Annotated in this window: 13 protein-coding genes and 1 tRNA gene; 2 read left to right on the top strand and 12 right to left on the bottom strand. The window is 72.7% G+C overall.

Annotated elements, in window-relative coordinates; all coding sequences use genetic code 11:
• Positions 1-2: 2 nt before the first annotated feature.
• The 4 genes from OH807_RS26025 to OH807_RS26010 all read right to left on the bottom strand — a co-directional run bounded on the left by OH807_RS26025 (position 3) and on the right by OH807_RS26010 (position 5080).
• The gene (locus OH807_RS26025) at positions 3-1295 is read right to left on the bottom strand and encodes a homoserine dehydrogenase (RefSeq protein ID WP_406203074.1); all 1293 of its coding nucleotides are present in this window, start codon (positions 1293-1295) and stop codon (positions 3-5) included.
• Between the two features lie 138 nt (positions 1296-1433).
• Positions 1434-2828 carry a diaminopimelate decarboxylase gene (gene lysA / locus OH807_RS26020; protein WP_406203072.1) on the bottom strand — a complete coding sequence of 465 codons (1395 nt, stop codon included), beginning with the start codon at positions 2826-2828 and terminating at the stop codon, positions 1434-1436.
• Positions 2829-2916: 88 nt separating this feature from the next.
• Positions 2917-4578, bottom strand: a complete 1662-nt coding sequence (gene argS / locus OH807_RS26015; protein WP_406203070.1) for an arginine--tRNA ligase — start codon at positions 4576-4578, stop codon at positions 2917-2919.
• Between the two features lie 82 nt (positions 4579-4660).
• Positions 4661-5080 (bottom strand): response regulator, encoded by a 420-nt coding sequence (locus OH807_RS26010; protein WP_406211185.1) that lies wholly within the window; start codon positions 5078-5080, stop codon positions 4661-4663.
• 167 nt (positions 5081-5247) lie between these two features.
• Between OH807_RS26010 and OH807_RS26005 the strand changes: the two genes are divergently transcribed.
• Positions 5248-5319, top strand: a tRNA-Arg gene (locus OH807_RS26005).
• A gap of 147 nt (positions 5320-5466) precedes the next feature.
• On the opposite strand, the gene OH807_RS26000 is transcribed toward OH807_RS26005, so the two are convergent.
• The 5 genes from OH807_RS26000 to OH807_RS25980 form a co-directional block, all read right to left on the bottom strand.
• Positions 5467-6501: a trypsin-like serine peptidase gene (locus tag OH807_RS26000; protein ID WP_406203068.1), complete on the bottom strand. Its 1035-nt coding sequence runs from the start codon at positions 6499-6501 to the stop codon at positions 5467-5469.
• Positions 6502-6606: 105 nt separating this feature from the next.
• The gene (locus tag OH807_RS25995) at positions 6607-7557 is read right to left on the bottom strand and encodes a carbohydrate kinase family protein (protein ID WP_406211183.1); all 951 of its coding nucleotides are present in this window, start codon (positions 7555-7557) and stop codon (positions 6607-6609) included.
• A 110-nt stretch (positions 7558-7667) separates the two neighbouring features.
• Complete coding sequence (locus OH807_RS25990) at positions 7668-9224, bottom strand: MFS transporter (protein WP_406203066.1); 1557 nt, start codon at positions 9222-9224, stop codon at positions 7668-7670.
• A gap of 376 nt (positions 9225-9600) precedes the next feature.
• A complete protein-coding gene (locus OH807_RS25985; protein WP_406203064.1) occupies positions 9601-11307 on the bottom strand; it encodes a DUF885 domain-containing protein in 1707 nt (568 codons plus the stop codon).
• A gap of 64 nt (positions 11308-11371) precedes the next feature.
• On the bottom strand, positions 11372-12061 hold the full coding sequence (locus OH807_RS25980; protein ID WP_406203062.1) for a rhomboid-like protein: 690 nt from the start codon (positions 12059-12061) through the stop codon (positions 11372-11374).
• Between the two features lie 245 nt (positions 12062-12306).
• Here OH807_RS25980 and OH807_RS25975 point away from each other — a divergent pair, with 245 nt between their 5' ends.
• Positions 12307-13047, top strand: coding sequence for a TetR/AcrR family transcriptional regulator (locus OH807_RS25975; protein WP_406203060.1), 741 nt, complete (start codon positions 12307-12309; stop codon positions 13045-13047).
• Positions 13048-13198: 151 nt separating this feature from the next.
• On the opposite strand, the gene OH807_RS25970 is transcribed toward OH807_RS25975, so the two are convergent.
• The 3 genes from OH807_RS25970 to OH807_RS25960 form a co-directional block, all read right to left on the bottom strand.
• Positions 13199-14077 (bottom strand): fumarylacetoacetate hydrolase family protein, encoded by an 879-nt coding sequence (locus OH807_RS25970; RefSeq protein WP_406203059.1) that lies wholly within the window; start codon positions 14075-14077, stop codon positions 13199-13201.
• A 307-nt stretch (positions 14078-14384) separates the two neighbouring features.
• Positions 14385-15596, bottom strand: coding sequence for a serine/threonine-protein kinase (locus OH807_RS25965; protein WP_406203057.1), 1212 nt, complete (start codon positions 15594-15596; stop codon positions 14385-14387).
• Between the two features lie 99 nt (positions 15597-15695).
• Positions 15696-16679, bottom strand: coding sequence for an ABC transporter substrate-binding protein (locus tag OH807_RS25960; RefSeq protein WP_406203055.1), 984 nt, complete (start codon positions 16677-16679; stop codon positions 15696-15698).
• Positions 16680-16788 lie beyond the last annotated feature (109 nt).

Genomic DNA, 16788 nt, shown 5'->3' with positions numbered 1-16788 from the left:
TCCTACTCCCCTTCGACCCGCATGATGCTGGCCACGTCCCGCACGCTGTCCAGCGCGCGGAGCTTGTCGACCGTCGCCGACAGGGCGGCGTCGGTGGCACGGTGGGTGACCACGACGAGCGAGGCGTCGCCGTCGCGGCCCTGCTGGCGCACGGTGTCGATGGAGACGCCGTGCTCGGCGAAGACGGACGCCACCTGGGCGAGCACGCCCGCGCGGTCGTCCACGTCCAGGCTGACGTGGTACCGGGTGACGACCTCGTCCATCGGCTTGGCCGGCAGCTGGGTGTACACCGAGTTGCCGGGGCCGATGGATCCGGCGAGCTTGTTGCGGCAGACCGCGACGAGGTCGCCGAGGACCGCCGAGGCGGTCGGCGCGCCGCCCGCGCCCGGACCGTAGAACATCAGCCGGCCGGCCGCCTCGGCCTCGACGAACACCGCGTTGTACGCCTGCCGGACGGACGCCAGCGGGTGCGAGAGCGGGATCATCGCCGGGTGGACGCGTGCGGTGACGGACGCGCCGTCGGCGGCCCGCTCGCAGATCGCCAGCAGCTTGACCACGCAGCCCATCTGCTTGGCGGAGGCGATGTCGGCGGCGGTCACCTCGGTCAGGCCCTCGCGGTAGACGTCCGCGGCGGTGACCTTGGTGTGGAAGGCGATGCCGGCCAGGATCGCCGCCTTCGCGGCGGCGTCGAAGCCCTCCACGTCGGCGGTCGGGTCGGCCTCGGCGTACCCCAGCGCGGTGGCCTCCTCCAGCGCCTCCGAGTAGCCGGCGCCGGTGCTGTCCATCTTGTCGAGGATGAAGTTGGTGGTGCCGTTGACGATCCCGAGCACCCGGTTGACCCGGTCGCCGGCCAGCGACTCGCGCAGCGGGCGGATCAGCGGGATCGCGCCGGCCACCGCGGCCTCGTAGTAGAGGTCCACCCCGGCCTCGGCGGCCGCGGCGTGCAGCTCGGCGCCGTCCTTGGCGAGCAGCGCCTTGTTGGCGCTGACCACCGACGCCCCCTGGCGGAACGCCGACAGGATGAGGTGTTTGGACGGCTCGATGCCGCCCACCACCTCGATCACCACGTCGATGTCGCCCCGGTTGACCAGGGCCTCGGCATCGGTGGTGAACAGGTGCTCGGGCACGCCCGGGCGGGGCCGGCCGGCCCGCCGGACCGCGATGCCGGCGAGCTCGACCGGCGCGCCGATGCGCGCGGCGAGGTCGGCGGCGTCCGTCGTCATGATGCGCGCCACCTCGGAGCCCACCACACCACAGCCCAGCAACGCCACCTTCAGCGGCCGCGTACGCATCATCCGACTCCGCTCTGCATTCGTCCTGCTCCGGTATTTCCGGCGGGATTCTCTGGGCCCGCCGGAACTTCGATCTGTACCAGTCTCCGGGACTTTCCGCACGGATCTACGGTCGTTCCATGATCTGAGACAAGGATTTCGTCATCCGATATCGAGACGCAGGAGATCCTCCTCCGTCTCGCGCCGGACGATCACCCGGGCCGCTCCGTCCCGGACGGCCAGGACGGGCGGCCGGAGGGCGTGGTTGTAGTTGCTCGCCATCGAACGGCAGTAGGCACCGGTGGCGGGCACCGCGATCAGGTCGCCCGGGGCCAGGTCGGCCGGCAGGAAGGCGTCCCGGACCACAATGTCACCGGACTCGCAGTGCTTGCCCACCACCCGGGACAGCATCGGCTCCGCGTCGCTGGTGCGCGACACCAGGGCCACCGAGTACTCGGCGTCGTAGAGCGCGGTGCGGATGTTGTCGGACATGCCGCCGTCCACGCTGACGTAGGTGCGCAGACCCTCCAGCGGCTTGACGGTGCCGACCTCGTACAGCGTGAACGCGGTCGGGCCGACGATCGCCCGGCCGGGCTCGACGGACAGCCGCGGCGCGGCGAGGTCCGCGGCCGCGCACTCGCGGCGGACGATGGCGGCCAGCGCGACCGCGATCTCGGCGGGCTCGCGCGGGTCGTCCTCGCTGGTGTAGGCGATGCCGAGGCCGCCGCCGAGGTCGATCTCCGGCAGCTCGACGCCGTGCTCGTCCCGGACCTCCGCCAGCAGGCCGACCACCCGGCGGGCGGCCACCTCGAACCCGGCCATGTCGAAGATCTGCGAGCCGATGTGCGAGTGGATGCCGCGCAGCTCCAGGGCCTCCGGGTGCGCGAGCACCCGGCGGACGGCCTCCGCGGCCGTGCCCCCGCTCAGCGAGAGGCCGAACTTCTGGTCCTCGTGCGCGGTGGCGATGAACTCGTGGGTGTGCGCCTCGACGCCGACCGTCACCCGGATCAGCACCGGCTGCCGGACGCCCTGCCGGCCGGCGATCACGGCGAGCCGCTCGATCTCCTCGAAGGAGTCGACCACCACGTGCCCGACGCCCGCCTTCACGGCCTGCTCCAGCTCGGGGACGGACTTGTTGTTGCCGTGCAGCGCGATCTGCCCGGCGGGCATCCCGGCGGCCAGCGCGACGTGCAGTTCGCCGCCGCTGCACACGTCGAGGTTCAGGCCCTCCTCGTGCAGCCAGCGCACGACCGCCTTGGAAAGGAACGCCTTGCCGGCGTAGTAGACGTCCGCGTCGCTGCCGAAGGCGTCCCGCCAGGCGCGGGCCCGGGCGCGGAAGTCGTCCTCGTCCATGACGTAGGCCGGGGTGCCGAACTCCTCGGCGATCCGCCGGACGTCGATGCCGCCGACGCTGACGACGCCGTCGGCGCCGCGGGTGACGGTCTGCGACCAGACCTTGGGGTCGAGCGTGTTCAGGTCCGCCGGCGGGGCCTGGTAGTGGCCCTCGGGCAGCACGTCGCCGTGACGGGGGCCTGCGGGGTGTGCGGAGCGACTCATCTCTGCTGACTTCCTAGACCTATGGCGAGGGGCGGCGACGGTCCCCGTTGACCGTCCGCCGCCCCCGCTCTGCGCTTGGGGGGAGGTACTACATCCGCTCGGGCGCCGTCACGCCCAGGAGCGTGAGGCCGTTGGCGACGACCGTGCGCGTCGCGTCGGCCAGCCAGAGCCGGGCGCGCGTGAGGTCCGTGACCTCCTCGTCGCCCCGCGGCAGGATGCGGCAGTTGTCGTAGAAACGGTGGTACTTGGCCGCGAGCTCCTCCAGGTAGACCGCGACCCGGTGGGGCTCGCGCGTCTCGCCGGCGAAGGCCAGCACGCGCGGGAACTCGCCGAGGTGGCCGAGCAGGTCGGACTCCCACTCGGAGTCGAGCAGCTCGGGTTTGAACGCCTCGGCCGCACCGCGGGTGATGCCCTGGGTGTCCGCGTTGCGCTGCACCGCGCACATCCGGGAGTGCGCGTACTGGACGTAGTACACGCGGTTCTCGTTGGTCTGGCTGGTCAGCACGTTGATGTCGAGCGTGATCGTGGAGTCGGTGGAGGAGCGCGCCAGGGTGTACCGGGCCGCGTCCACGCCGATCCAGTCGACGACGTCGTCGATGGTGATGATGTTGCCGGCCCGCTTGGACATGCGGACCTCTTCGCCGTCGCGAAGCATCTTCACGAACTGGCCGATCTTGACCTCGATGTTGCGGTCCATGTCGTCGCCCGCGCAGGCCGCGATGGCCTTGAGCCGGTTGACGTAGCCGTGGTGGTCCGCGCCCAGCATGTAGACCGAGACCTCGGAGCCGCGGTCCCGCTTGGACAGGTAGTACGCGGCGTCGGCGGCGAAGTACGTGGTCTCGCCGTCGGCCTTGATCAGGACGCGGTCCTTGTCGTCACCGAAGTCGGTGGTGCGCAGCCAGATCGCGCCGTCCTGGTCGAAGACGTGGCCCTGCTCGCGCAGCCGGTCGATGGCCTTCTCGACGGCGCCGGAGTCGTGCAGCGACTTCTCCGAGAACCAGACGTCGAAGTGGGTGCCGAACTCCTCCATCGAGCGCTGGATCTCGGCCACCATGAGCTTGAGGCCCTCGGTGCGGAAGGCCTCCAGCTGCTCGTCCTCGGGCAGGTCGAGCACGCCCGGGACACCGTCCACGATCGCCTTGGCGATGTCGGCGATGTACTCGCCGACGTACCCGTCGGCCGGCACCGGCTGCCCGTTCGCGGCGGCCTTCAGCGAGCCGGCGAACTTGGAGATCTGCACGCCGGCGTCGTTGAGGTAGTACTCGGTGGTGACCTCGGCGCCGGAGGCCCGCAGCACCCGGGCCAGCGAGTCGCCGACGGCGGCCCAGCGGACGCCGCCGATGTGGATCGGGCCGGTCGGGTTGGCGGAGACGAACTCCAGGTTGATCTTCAGGCCCTGGAGCGCGTCGTTGCGGCCGTAGGCCTCGCCCGCCTCGACGATGCTCCGCGCCAGCGCACCCTGGGTGGCGGCGTCGAGCGTGATGTTCAGGAAGCCGGGCCCGGCGATGTCGACCTGGGCGACCCCGGGGAGCTCGCGCAGACGGGCGGCCACCAGGTCGGCCACGGCTCGCGGCGGCCGGCCGGCCGGCTTCGCGAGCTGGAGGGCCACGTTCGTCGCGTAGTCGCCGTGGTCCCTGTTCTTGGGCCGCTCGATCGTCACGTGCTCGGGCACGGCGACGGCCAGCTCGCCCGCCTCGACGGCGGCGCTCACTGCGGCCTGGACTGCCTGGGAGAGTTCTGCGGGGGTCACGACGCAAGCGTAGGCGAGACGGGGTGCCCGCCCGCCACTCGGTTTACCGGTTGAGACGCCCGAGGGCCCCGGTCGGCGGCGCTCAGCCGCGATCCGTGCGCTCTGTTCGCTCAGGGCGAAACCCGTCGGACTCCCGGCCCCGCGTCATCAGCCGCCGGACCAACGCCACGAGGTCCGCCGGATCGAAGGGCTTCCCCAGGTACCCGTCCACCCCGGCCGCCGCACCCAGATCCAGATCGGCCGGCGTGCAGGCGCTGACGATCGCGATCGGCAGCCCGCTCGTCCCCGGCGCGGCCCGCAGCCGGGCCGCCGTCCGCAGGCCGTCCAGCCGCGGCATCATCACGTCCAGCGTCACCACGTCCGGCTTCACCCGGCGGACCACCTCCAGGCATTCGGCGCCGTCGGCGGCGGTCACCACCTCGAAGCCCTCAAGCTCCAGGTTGACCCTGATCAGCTGGCGGATCACCTCGCTGTCGTCCACCACGAGGACCCGCCCGGACACTCCTGACACCTCACCGAGGGTATCGGCGGCCCTGCCACCCCGTCCGGCCTTTCCGCACTTCCGCTCCCCCGCCCACCGCCCCCGGTTCGAAACCCGTGCACGGACCACGCTCCGAGCCTGGTAATGTTCTCCACGTCGGAGCGAACGCGACGACAGCAACACAGCAGGCCCCCGTAGCTCAGGGGATAGAGCACCGCCCTCCGGAGGCGGGTGCGCAGGTTCGAATCCTGCCGGGGGCACTTCGCGAGAAGTGCAACTGAGGCCCAGGTCAGTGGAGTTCATCCACGGATCTGGGCCTTTGTCGTGTTCCGGGGCGAGTCGGGGGGGACGGCGGCCCGGCGGGCGGCGGGTGCCGCCGGCCGGGCCGGGGTCGGGTTGCGGGGCAGTCAGGAGGCGGCCGCCACCGCCGCGTTGTAGAGCGTCGCGACGGTGTGGTCGAAGTACGCGCTGTACGAGGTGTCGTCGCTGTCACCGCCCTGCTGGTAGCCGCCGATGATGCCGATGACGTGGCCGGTCGCGGTGTCGATCCACGGGCCGCCGCTGGTGCCGCCGGGGTAGTCGGGGCAGTCGACGACGCGCTGGTAGCTGCTGTGCCGGTCGGTGGCGTTGGTGCAGAGGTTCGGCTCCTCGCCGCCGCCGGGGTAGCCGTAGAGGCGGACGGTGGCGGCGAAGGACACGTCGGTGCCGAGCTGGTTGGCGCCGACCACGTCCTCGATCCGGTGACCGTCGGAGGGGGCGGTCTCCAGGATCGCGAAGTCCTCGTCCGGGTCGCCGTTGCGCGACCAGCCGCTACTGGTGTGGATCGCGGTGACCCGCCAGGTGCCGTACGGAGCGTCGCCGTCACGGTAGCCGGGGGCGAAGACCACGCCGTCGGTGCTGCTCATGCAGTGGGCGGCGGTGAGCAGCAGGTTGCCGGTCGGGCTGTGCAGGACGCTGGCGGTGCAGAAGTGGTTGCCCGCCTCGACCGCGCCGCTGAACAGGGCGCCCACGGTGGCCGCCTCCGGGGTGGCCGCGGCCTTCGCGGTGGTGCCGAGGGCGGCCGCGGGTGCGGGCAGTGCGGTGGCGGCGGTGGCCACGGCGGCCGGCGAGGTGGCGGGGGCCGCCGCCCGCACCGGGTCCGACGGCTCGGCGGCGTCCGACTCCTCGGCCTGGTCGGTCGGCTCCGCGGCCAAGGCTGACGGTGCCGGTGCGGACGGCGCCGGAGCAGAGGGCGCAGGCGTGGAGGGCGCAGGTGCGGACGGTGACGCGGCGGTCGACGCCGGTGTGGAGACCGCCGCCGACGGCCCGCCGACCGCCGTCGCCTCGGAGGTCAGGCTGTGCGTGCCGAGGACCAGCGCGGCGACGGTCAGGGCCGAGAGCGCGGTCAACAGCGTGGGCGCCAGGAGGCGGTGGCGGTGCGATCGGCGGCGGCGCTGGCCCATGTCCGTCTGCTCCTGCCCTGTGAGTCGGTGCGGATACGGACCCGACTATGGCGGAAGCAGCTGGGAGCGTCGTTATCCCCGACTGGGAGGTGGATGAGAAATCCCTCACCGGGCGAGGCCGGCCGCCAGCCCGTCGGCGGTGATGAACGCGGTGTGCGTCCCTGCGGTGGTGCAGGCGAACGCCCCGGCCACCGCACCGGCACGGGCGCACTCCGGCAGCGGGCGGCCGCGGAACCACGCGTACAGGAAGCCGGTCACGAAGGCGTCCCCGGCGCCGTTGGTGTCGACGACCGGGCGGCCCGGGTCGACGGCGGGCAGGTGCAGGGCCGGGGCGTCCGGGGCCTCGCGGGTGAGCAGGTGGCAGCCCTCGGCGCCGGCGGTGGCGATCACGGCGGTGGCACGGCCCGCGGCGAGGACGGACCGCATCACCTCCTCGTGGCGGCCCCGGCAGCCGGCCACCGAGAGGAAGACCAGGTCGGAGTTGACCGCGTAGTCGCGGTGGTGGGGGTCGTGGCCGTCCCAGTCGTGCAGGTCGGTGGAGCTGGTGCGGCCGAGCCGGTGCAGGTCCGGGTACATGTCGCGGTTGGGGCCGGTGATGGAGAGGTGGACGTGCCGGCTGCGCTCCACGTACGGGAGGTAGAACTCGCGCGGGAGGCGCAGCTCGGCGGGGTGGCGGCCGTCGTAGAAGGAGAACCGGCGGCCGGCCGCGTCGACCAGGTTGACCGCGCGCGGGGTGCCGTGCGGGGAGACCAGGTGGGCGAACGGCAGGCCCTGGCGGGCGTACTCGGCGAGGATCAGCTCGGCCTGCGGATCCTCGCCGAGGTGGTCGAGGAAGGCGGTGCGAAGGCCGAGGTGGTGGGCGCCGAGGGCGACGCCGTTGCCGGTGTGGGCGACGTAGTCGAGCACCGGCGGCACGGAGTGCGAGTCACCGTCCGGGACTTCCAGCCGGTCGACCCGGACGATGGTGTCCACGCCGGCCCCGCCGACCACCAGCAGGTCGTACCCGGCCGCGGGGCCGTCGGGCGGGACGGCGGTCGCCGCGGCGGGCGCGGGCACGGACGGTGACACGGACACGGGCACGGACACGGCGGCGCCTCCTCGATCCCTGGGGGTGGCCAGGAGTCAAGCAGGCGCCGGAGGTTGACTGCAAGACCTTGCGGCAAGTTTCAGGATGCCCGTTGACGCTGACCCGGGGCCGGGGCTCCCGCCGTCTTGGCGGGCGCCGCCGCCGGGCCGGTCGCGCCGGCGTCGGCCACCGCGGCCTCGTCCGCGGCCGTACCCGTGCCCGTGCCGCCGGTGGCCTCACCGGGTGCCGGCCGGTGGTTGATCATCAGGAACGCGATCACCGCCGCCAGCAGCAGGATGCCCATCGCCACCCAGGTGGCGACCACGTACCCGTGCACCGCGCCCTCGGCCTGGACCGCCGGGTCGGAGGCGATCCGGGTGGCCAGGAAGGTCGCGGTGGCGCTCGCCGCAATGGTGTTCAGCAGCGCCGTGCCGACGGAGCCGCCCACCTGCTGGGCCGAGTTGATGGTGGCCGAGGCCGCGCCCGCCTCGTGCGGGGCGACGCCGAGGGTGGCCAGGCTCATCGAGGGCATGAAGATCAGGCCCATGCCGAAGCCCAGCAGCAGCTCGGCGGGCAGCACCATGCCGGCCCACGGGCTGTCCACCTTCATCTGGGTCAGCCAGGCCATGCCCGCCGCGGCCAGCAACAGCCCGGGGCCGATCAGGTTGCGCGAGGGCACCCTGGTCATCAGCCGGGCCGCGAACCCGGTGGAGCTGATGACGATGGCGGCCGTCATCGGCAGGAACGAGACGCCGGACATCACCGGCGAGAAGTGCTTGATCACCTGCAGGTAGTAGGTGAGGAACAGGAACAGCCCGAACATGCCGATCATGGCCAGGCCGATCGAGAGCGCGGCGCCGCCGCGGTTTCGCTCGCCGACGATGTGGATCGGCAGCAGGGCGTGCTCGGTCCGCCGCTCGACCAGGACGAACACCAGCAGCAGGAGCGCGCCCAGGATCAGTGAGCCCAGCACCAGCCAGTCGATCCAGCCGCGGCTCACGGCCTCGGACGTGCCGAAGACGATGGCGAGCAGGCCGCCGCAGCCCAGGAACGCACCGGGGAGGTCGAGTTTGACCCGGCGCCCCTTGGCGATGTGGTCGGCGGTGAGGACGTAGGAGGCGGCGAACGCCGTGGCGATCGCGATCGGGGTGTTGACGAACAGGCACCAGCGCCAGTTCAGGTACTCGGTCAGCAGACCGCCCAGGAGCAGCCCGATCGCAGCGCCGCCGCCGGCGATCGCACCGAAGATGCCGAAGGCGGTACTGCGTTCCCTCGGATCACTGAAGGTGGTCGAGAGCAGCCCCAGCGCCGACGGAGCCAGCAGCGCGCCGAACGCGCCCTGGAGGGCACGGGCCCCGAACAGCATGGCCGGTCCGGACGCGGCGCCGCCGATCGCGGAGGCGAGGGCGAAGCCGAGCAGGCCGACGGTGAAGACGCGTTTGCGGCCGAAGAGGTCGCCGAGCCGGCCGCCGAGGAGCAGCAGTCCGCCGAACGCCAGCGTGTAGGCCGTGATGACCCACTGCCGGTTGGCGTCGGAGATGCCGAGGTCCTTCTGGGCCGAGGGCAGCGCGATGTTCACGATGGTGATGTCGAGCACGATCATCAGCTGGGCGATGGCGATGACCGCCAACGCCCACCAGCGGCGGTTGCCCGCCATCCCGGCCTGAGGACCGGTAGCAGTTTGCGAAGACACTGGGGGAGCCTTCCGTCGGGTGCGGAGAGGTCACGCAGTCGCCTTCCAGCCAAACGCTCGGGACGCCGATTGGCAAGGAAAAAACTCACCAAATATGGTGAATTGGGACAAACGACCCAGGGCCCCGGGACCAGCGGACGAGGGCCTCGGAACCAGGCCCGGGGGCCCGCCGCGCCGGGCCGTACGAAGGCGCGCGGGAACGCGCGCAGGCGGACGCACCCGGGCGCGGGAACGCGCACAGACCGACGCGCGCAGGCGCGGGAACACACGCGGACGGACCCCGGGTGTCCTGCGACACCCGGGGTCCGCGTGCGTCCGGCGGGGCCCGCCGGCCGGCCGGCTAGAGCGCGGCCAGCTCCGCGACCAGGTCGTCCAGGCCCAGCGAGCCCTGCGACAGCGCCGCCATGTGCCAGGCCTTGAGGTCGAACACCTCGCCGCGCCCCTCGTGCGCCTCGCGGGCCGCCGCGCGGCCGCGCAGCCAGGCGCGCTCGCCCAGCTTGTAGCCGATCGCCTGGCCGGGCATCCCCAGGTAGCGGACCAGCTCGCTGTCGAGGAAGTCCGCCGAGAGGCCGCAGTACAGGCCGAAGAACTCCCGGGCCGCGTCCGGCCCGACCGGCTCGCCCGGCCGGTACGGCGAGTCGGCGGGGAACTCCAGGCCGACGTGCATGCCGATGTCGATGATCACCCGGAGCGCGCGCATCATCTGGGCGTTCAGGTAGCCGAGCCGGTGACCGGGGTCGGTGAGGTAGCCCAGCTCGTCCATCAGGCGCTCGGCGTACAGCGCCCAGCCCTCCAGGTTGGCGCTGACCCCGCCGATGCTGACCTGGTAGGTGGAGAGCCGGTCGGCGACGTAGTTCCACTGCGCGAGCTGGAGGTGGTGGCCGGGGACGCCCTCGTGGTACCAGGTGGAGACGAGGTCCCAGACCGGGAAGGCCTCCCGCCCGAGGGTCGGCAGCCAGGTCCGCCCGGGGCGGGTGAAGTCCAGCGAGGGCGCGGTGTAGTACGGCGCGGCGGCGCTGCCGGACGGGGCGATCATCGACTCGACCCGGGTGACCGGCTCGGCCAGGTCGAAGTGGGTGCCCTGGAGGTCACTGACGGCCTGGTCCATCAGGCCCTGGAGGTACTCACGCGCGGACTCGGCGCCCTTGATCGTGGGGCCGTCGGTCTCCAGCCACTTCATCGCCTCCATCGGGGTGGCGCCGGGGAGCACCTTCGCGGCCTCCGCCCGCATCTGGGCGAGCAGGTCGTGGAACTCCTGCCAGGCCCAGCCGTACGCCTCGTCGAGATCGAGGTCCGCGCCCGTCCAGTAGCGGACCCAGCGGCCGTAGCGCTCGCGCCCGGCGGTGTCGGGGGCAGCGGCGGCGGCCGGACCGTAGACGTCACGCATCCAGTCGCGCAGCCCGGCCAGTGCGGCGGACGCGGTCACGGCGTGTCCGGCCAGGCCCTCGCGCAGGCCCTCCGGGGCCTCCCGGACGAACTCGCCGAACCAGCCGCCGGGCACCTCGCCCTCCAGCCACTCGCCCAGCTGCCCGACCATGGTGGCGACCTGGCGGGGGCCGGAGAGCAGGCCCCGCTCGATGCCCTCGGCCAGGGTCTCGCGGTACTGGTCCAGCGCGGCGGGCACCCGGGCGAGCCGGCGGCCGACCACCTCCCACTGCTCCGGCGTCTCGGTGGGCATCAGGGTGAAGACGTCACGCAGGTTGTGCACCGGCGAGCCCATGTTGCGGATCGCCCGGAACTCCTCCCCCGCGTCGTGGACGGCGAGTTCGGCGGTGAGCCGCTCGCGCAGCAGCCGGGCGCAGCGGCGCTCGGCCTCGTCCGTGGCCGCCCCGGCCGCCTCGACGTCCGCCAGCACCGCCAGGGTGTGCCGGGCCAGCGCGGCCAGCCGCTCGGTGCCGGCCGGGGACAGGTCGGGCAGGCGGTCGTCATCGGGGTTGATCCCCAGGTACACCGCGGTCAGCGGGTCCAGCTGGGCGAGGGCCTGCACGTAGGCATCGGCGATCCGGCGCGGGGTGGTGCCGTCGGTGCTGATCAGTTCTTCAACCATCCGGACATCATTTCGTGACCGGAGCCGATTGCAAGCCCCTACCGGGTGGCATGGACCGGCCAGATCAAACGTGGCGTCGACCTGCCTGCCACCGGCGGTACACCAGGCCCGGATCCCAGGTGGGCCGTCCGCGCGCGAAGCGGAAGAAACCGAGGCCGACCAGCACCGCGCTGAAGTGACCGAGGTCCGTGAACGTGCGCGAGGTGATCAGCGGCAGCAGGTAGAAGACCAGCACGCCGCCGCCGTAGAGCAGGCGCCAGCGGCCGGCGAAGTGGTAGGTGAGCACGGCCACGACGCCCGCCAGCGCGTACGAGACGCCCACGTCGACGGTGTCGGCGAGGTCGTCGTGCAGCCGGCCGCGGGCGATGCCCCAGGCGACGACGCCCTCGCTGACGAAGGTGGCCAGCACATGGGCGGTGGCCGCGACGATCAACCAGCGCAGCGTGCCGAGCCAGCGCTCGGCGTTCGCGTGGAAGAGGTTGAACAGCACGAAGTAGAGGAGGAAGCTCGACGACTCCGTCCAGAGCGCACTGGCCACCAGGACGTGCACCGGGTCCGAACGCAGGTGGTCGAGGTTGGTCGACCGGGAGGCCAGGAACCAGTCCAGGTTGGCCGGGTCGATGCGGGCCACCACGAAGCTGGTGGCGGCCAGGATCAGCAGCCACACGTACGTCCCGGGGGCCGAGCGGATCCACGCCCGCACCACCCGCAGCAGGCGGCGCGGCGGGCTCGGCGGCTCCGGCGTCTGCGACATCCCGCGCCCCTTCGTCGGCGGTGGAGGCAACACCTCCATCCTGGGCGAGCCGGCCGCGCCCCGCCCGGGCCGGCCGGCCCGGGGTTCACCCGGCCGGGTGAGACCGGCCGCCGGGGCGGGCCGTCCGGCAGCGGCCGGGGCGGGGCGGGCCGGGGCGGCGACGGGGACGGGGACGGGGACGGCCGTTCGAGAAGTACCACGCAGGCAAGGGCCGGAACCGTGGGGCGGCCATTACGCTGGCCGCCATGGACGCCAGCTCAGCCCCCTCCCCCGCCACTCCCGAGGCCCGCCCGCGCCGCACCGGGTACCGACGGCTGCCCATCCAGCAGCGGCGGGAGCAACTGATCGCGGTGGCGCTGGAGCTGTTCGCCACCCGGGCCCCCGAGGAGGTGGGCCTGGACGACGTGGCCGAGGCCGCTGGCGCGTCCCGGCCACTGGTCTACCGGTACTTCGCGGGCGGCAAGCAGCAGTTGTACGAGGCCGCGCTGCGCACCGCTGCCGAGGAGCTCACCAGCCGCTTCACGGTGCCGCTGACCGGCACCCCGACCGCGCAGCTGGCGGCCGTGCTGGACAGCTACTTCGCCTTCGTGGCCGAGCACGACGCGGGCTACTCGGCGCTGCTGCGCGGCGGTTCGGTGGTGGAGACGGCGGGCACCTCGGCGATCGTCGACGAGGTGCGGCGGGCGGCGCTCAAGCGGACGCTGCGCCACCTGGGCGTGCGGGAGGCCGGCTCGCGGCTGACGCTGCTGGTCCGCTCGTGGATCGCCGTGGTCGAGGGCGCCTCGCTGACCTGGCTGGACGAGGGCCGGGCGGTGCCGGTGGCCGAGCTGCGGGACTGGCTGGTGGACCAGTTCGTGGCGATGGCGGCGGCGACGGCGGTCGGCGACCGCCAGACCGCGGACGTCCTGGCCGGGCTGCTGGCGCTGGAGAGCCCGGACGCCCCGCGGATCACCCGGCTGCGCGCGGCACTCGAAGGCCGCGCCTGAGCGGCCCCTGCCCGAGTGGCCCCTGCCCGGTGACGGCTGCCCGAGTGACGCCTGCCCGAGCAGCGGCGGGCCGGTGGCGCCGAGGCGCCGGGGAGGGCCCGCAGTGCGGGCGACCCCGACCCCCGTGCCCGGGGTGAGGGTCGCCGGCGGGTCAGGCCTTGCCGAGTACCTGGCGCTGGCGGCCGAGCCCGTCGATCTCGATCTCCACGATGTCCCCCGGGGTGAGGAACGGCGTGCCCGGGTGGCCCAGGGTGACGCCGGCCGGGGTGCCGGTGACGATCACGTCGCCCGGCTCCAGCACCATGAACTGGCTGACGTACCGGACGATCTCCAGGACCGGGAAGATCATCTGCCCGGTGGAGCCGTTCTGCCGCAGCTCGCCGTTGACCCAGAGGCGCAGCGGCAGGCCCTGCGGGTCCGCCACCTCGTCGGCAGTGACCAGCCAGGGGCCGAGCGGCGTGAAGGTCTCCGCCGACTTGCCCTTGTCCCACTGGCCGCCGCGCTCGAACTGGAATGCCCGCTCGGTGACGTCGTTGGCGATGGTGTAGCCGGCGATCACCTCCGCCGCCGCCCGGTGGTCCGCCAGGTAGCGGCCGGTGCGCCCGATCACGATCGCCAGCTCGGCCTCGTAGTCGGTCTTCTCGCCGCCGCGCGGCACCAGCACCTCGTCGTACGGGCCGACCACCGTGTTGCTCGGTTTGAGGAAGATCACCGGCTCGTCCGGGATCGCCGCCCCGGCCTCGGCGGCGTGGTCGCGGTAGTTGAGCCCGATCCCGACCACCTTGCCCGGCCTGGCGACCGGCGCGCCGATCCTCCCCCAGCCTTCGGCCGGGAGGTCCCCCCAGCCCGCGGTGTTCAGCACCGGCAGCAGGCCGGCGGCCACGTCGCGGGCCAGCGCCGCCGGGTCGAGCCCGGCAAGGAAGGCACCGTCGATGTCCCGGGCACGCCCGGAGAGGTCGTACGCGGTGCCGTCCTGACCCAGCACGACCGGACGCTCGGCGCCCGGCGGTCCGACACGGAGGAGCTTCATCTGAGCGTCACCACCATTTCGTCGCAGCTGGCCGGGGCGGCCGCACACCGCTCCCGGACTCTTGCTCTGCGAGGTATATCAACGCCGCCCACCTGCGAACCAGACCGTCTCGGTGGGCGAATTCCTATCAATTCCTACAAGCGGCGACGGTGCCGAATCGGCTGCCCGTACGGTTGACAGCCTCCCGGGCCGGCCGCGACCGGGCCCCCGCCCGCCCGCAACACGGCCCCCGTACGGCCCCCGTGCGACGCCCGTACAGCCCCCGAAAGGCTCCACCGTGGGCGAACCGCCGCACGCCCGGGGCGCCTCAGCCGCGCTGCGGTGCGCCGTCGAGGAGTCGGCGCAGGGTCAGCCCCCGCGGTCTGCCGGGGCCGCTGCGGTCGCGTTCGCGCCGCCAGCGGTCCAGGTCGCGCGCCGCGTCCGCACGGGCGTCCGGCTCGTCGGCGAGGGCCGCGAGGGCCTGGTCCAGCTCGCCGAGCAGCGTGACGGCCGCGCCCGGGCTGCCGTCGCGGGCCAGCCAGAGGGCCAGGTCGTGGCAGGTGCGCAGGGTGCGGAGGTCGGCCGGCCCGCAGATCCGGGCGAGCTGCGGGATCAGCTGGACGAGGATCTCGACGGCCTCCCCCGGCCGGCCCTCCGCCCCGTACTGCCAGGCCCGGTCGGCCCGCCTGCGCAGCGACTCCTCACTGGGCTCCTCCGGGCCGAGGCGGATCTCGCGCAGCCGGCGGCGGACCTCGGCGGCGTCGGCGGGCCGGTCGGCCGGGTCCTTGGCGAGCAGCTGGCGGATCAGCACGGCGAGCGCCGAGTAGGGGGTGCGGACCGGCGGCGGCGGGTCGTTCAGGTGCTGGTACATCATGGTGACCGGCGTGCCCGCGTTGAACGGCCGCTGCCCGGTGCAGAGCTGGAAGAGCACCACACCGAGCGCGTAGAGGTCGGCCCGGCCGTCGATCGGGGCGCCGGACCAGCACTCGGGCGCCAGGTAGGGCGGCGTGCCGATGACCACGCCGGTGGAGGTGAGGCCGCCGCCGGACTGGGTGAGCAGCCGGGCGATGCCGAAGTCCAGCACCTTCGCCTCGCCGCTGTCGGCGATCATGATGTTCTCGGGCTTGATGTCCCGGTGGACGACGCCCGAGCGGTGCGCGGCGTCCAGGGCCTTGCAGACCTGCCGGACCCACTTCAGGGCCAGGGCGAGGTCCGGGGTGCCCTCCTTGAGCAGCGCGGACAGCGGCCGGCCGGACACCAGCTCCATCACCAGGTAGTGGGTCGACCAACCACCCTGCTGCACCCGGCCGTAGTCGTGCAGGGTGACGATGTGCGGATGGGAGAGGCTGCCGGCGGTCTTCGCCTCGCGGATGAACCGCTCGACCGCCTCCTGGTCGCGCGCCTTCTCCTCGGAGAGCACCTTGACCGCGACCGGCCGGCCGATGTTGCTGTCGTGGGCCGCCCACACCACCCCGAAGCCGCCCGCGCCGAGCTCGCGGTCCAGCCTGTACCGGCCGTCGAGCACCTCCCCAGCCCTCATGTCTCCCCCAACCACCAAGTCCACCGGATCCGAACGGTGTTCACCGTGACCGGGGCCACGATAGCGGTGGGGGAGAACAGGAGGGTGAACAGCTCGCGGCTACTGCTTCGGCAGACCCAGCGGGTTGAGCTCGGAGGTCTGCACGGCCTCGTTGTCCAGGCCCCAGCGCTTCAGCACCTGGGCGTAGCTGCCGTTCTTGATCACCTCGTTGAGCGCGCCGTTGAGCGCCTGGACCAGCCCGTTGTCCTTCTTCGTGGTCGCCGCGATCTTGCCGAGGACATCGGCGCCGCCGCCCGAGTAGGTGCCGATCACCTCGGTCTCACCGGTCTGCGCGGCGTGGAAGGCCAGGTTGGGGTTGGGGCCGAGGTAGGCGTCGATCCGGCCGGAGGAGAGCGCCAGGTAGTAGTCCGAGGCGTTCTGGAAGTACTTGATGTCGGTCGGCTTGAGGCCGTTCTTCTTGTTCTCCTCGTTCCAGGAGATCAGCAGCTTCTCCTGGTTGGTGCCGGAGCTGACCGCGATCGTCTTCCCGGCGACGTCCTTGGCCCCGCTGACCTTCCAGCCGCTGCCCTTCTTGGCCTCGAAGCCGAGGATGTCCAGCCGGTAGGTGGCGAAGTCGTACTTCTCCTTGCGGGTCTCGGTGACGGTGATGTTGGAGATTCCGACGTCGAACTTGCCGCTGTCCAGACCGACGAAGACGTTCTCCCAGGAGACCGGGTTGAGCTCCACCTTGAGGCCGAGCACGTTGGCGATCAGCGAGGCGATGTCCGGCTCGACACCGATGATGGTCTTGTCGTCGTTGGCGTAGAACTCCAGCGGTGGCGTGGTGCCCAGTGACTCGGCGACGGTCAGGGTGCCTCTCTTCCTGACCTCCTCCGGCACCAGTGCCGCGATGGCGTCGACCTTGGGCGTGGTGACCCGGTTCTGGTTCGGCGTGAGGTTCACCGTGATGCCGTTCGGCGCGGTGCTGCCCTTGGCGGGAGCGAGCTCCGCCGAGGCGTCCTTCGAGCTGCCGCAGGCGGCCAGCGTGAGGGTGGCGGCGAGGGCGGCGGCGGCGGTCACGAGGGCGCGACGGGGTAGGGACATGGCGGGACTCCTCCGGGTTGGGGGGTGACGTGCGGGACGGGGGCGTACAGAACGGGGGCGTGCGGGACGGGGTTCGCGGAAGGCGGGGAAAGGGGAAAGGGGGGAGGGG

Source organism: Kitasatospora sp. NBC_01560, assembly GCF_045208415.1.
Classification (GTDB): Bacteria; Actinomycetota; Actinomycetes; order Streptomycetales; family Streptomycetaceae; genus Kitasatospora.
The sequence above is the reverse complement of the archived record's forward strand: the minus strand, read 5'-3'. Positions and strand labels throughout refer to the sequence as shown.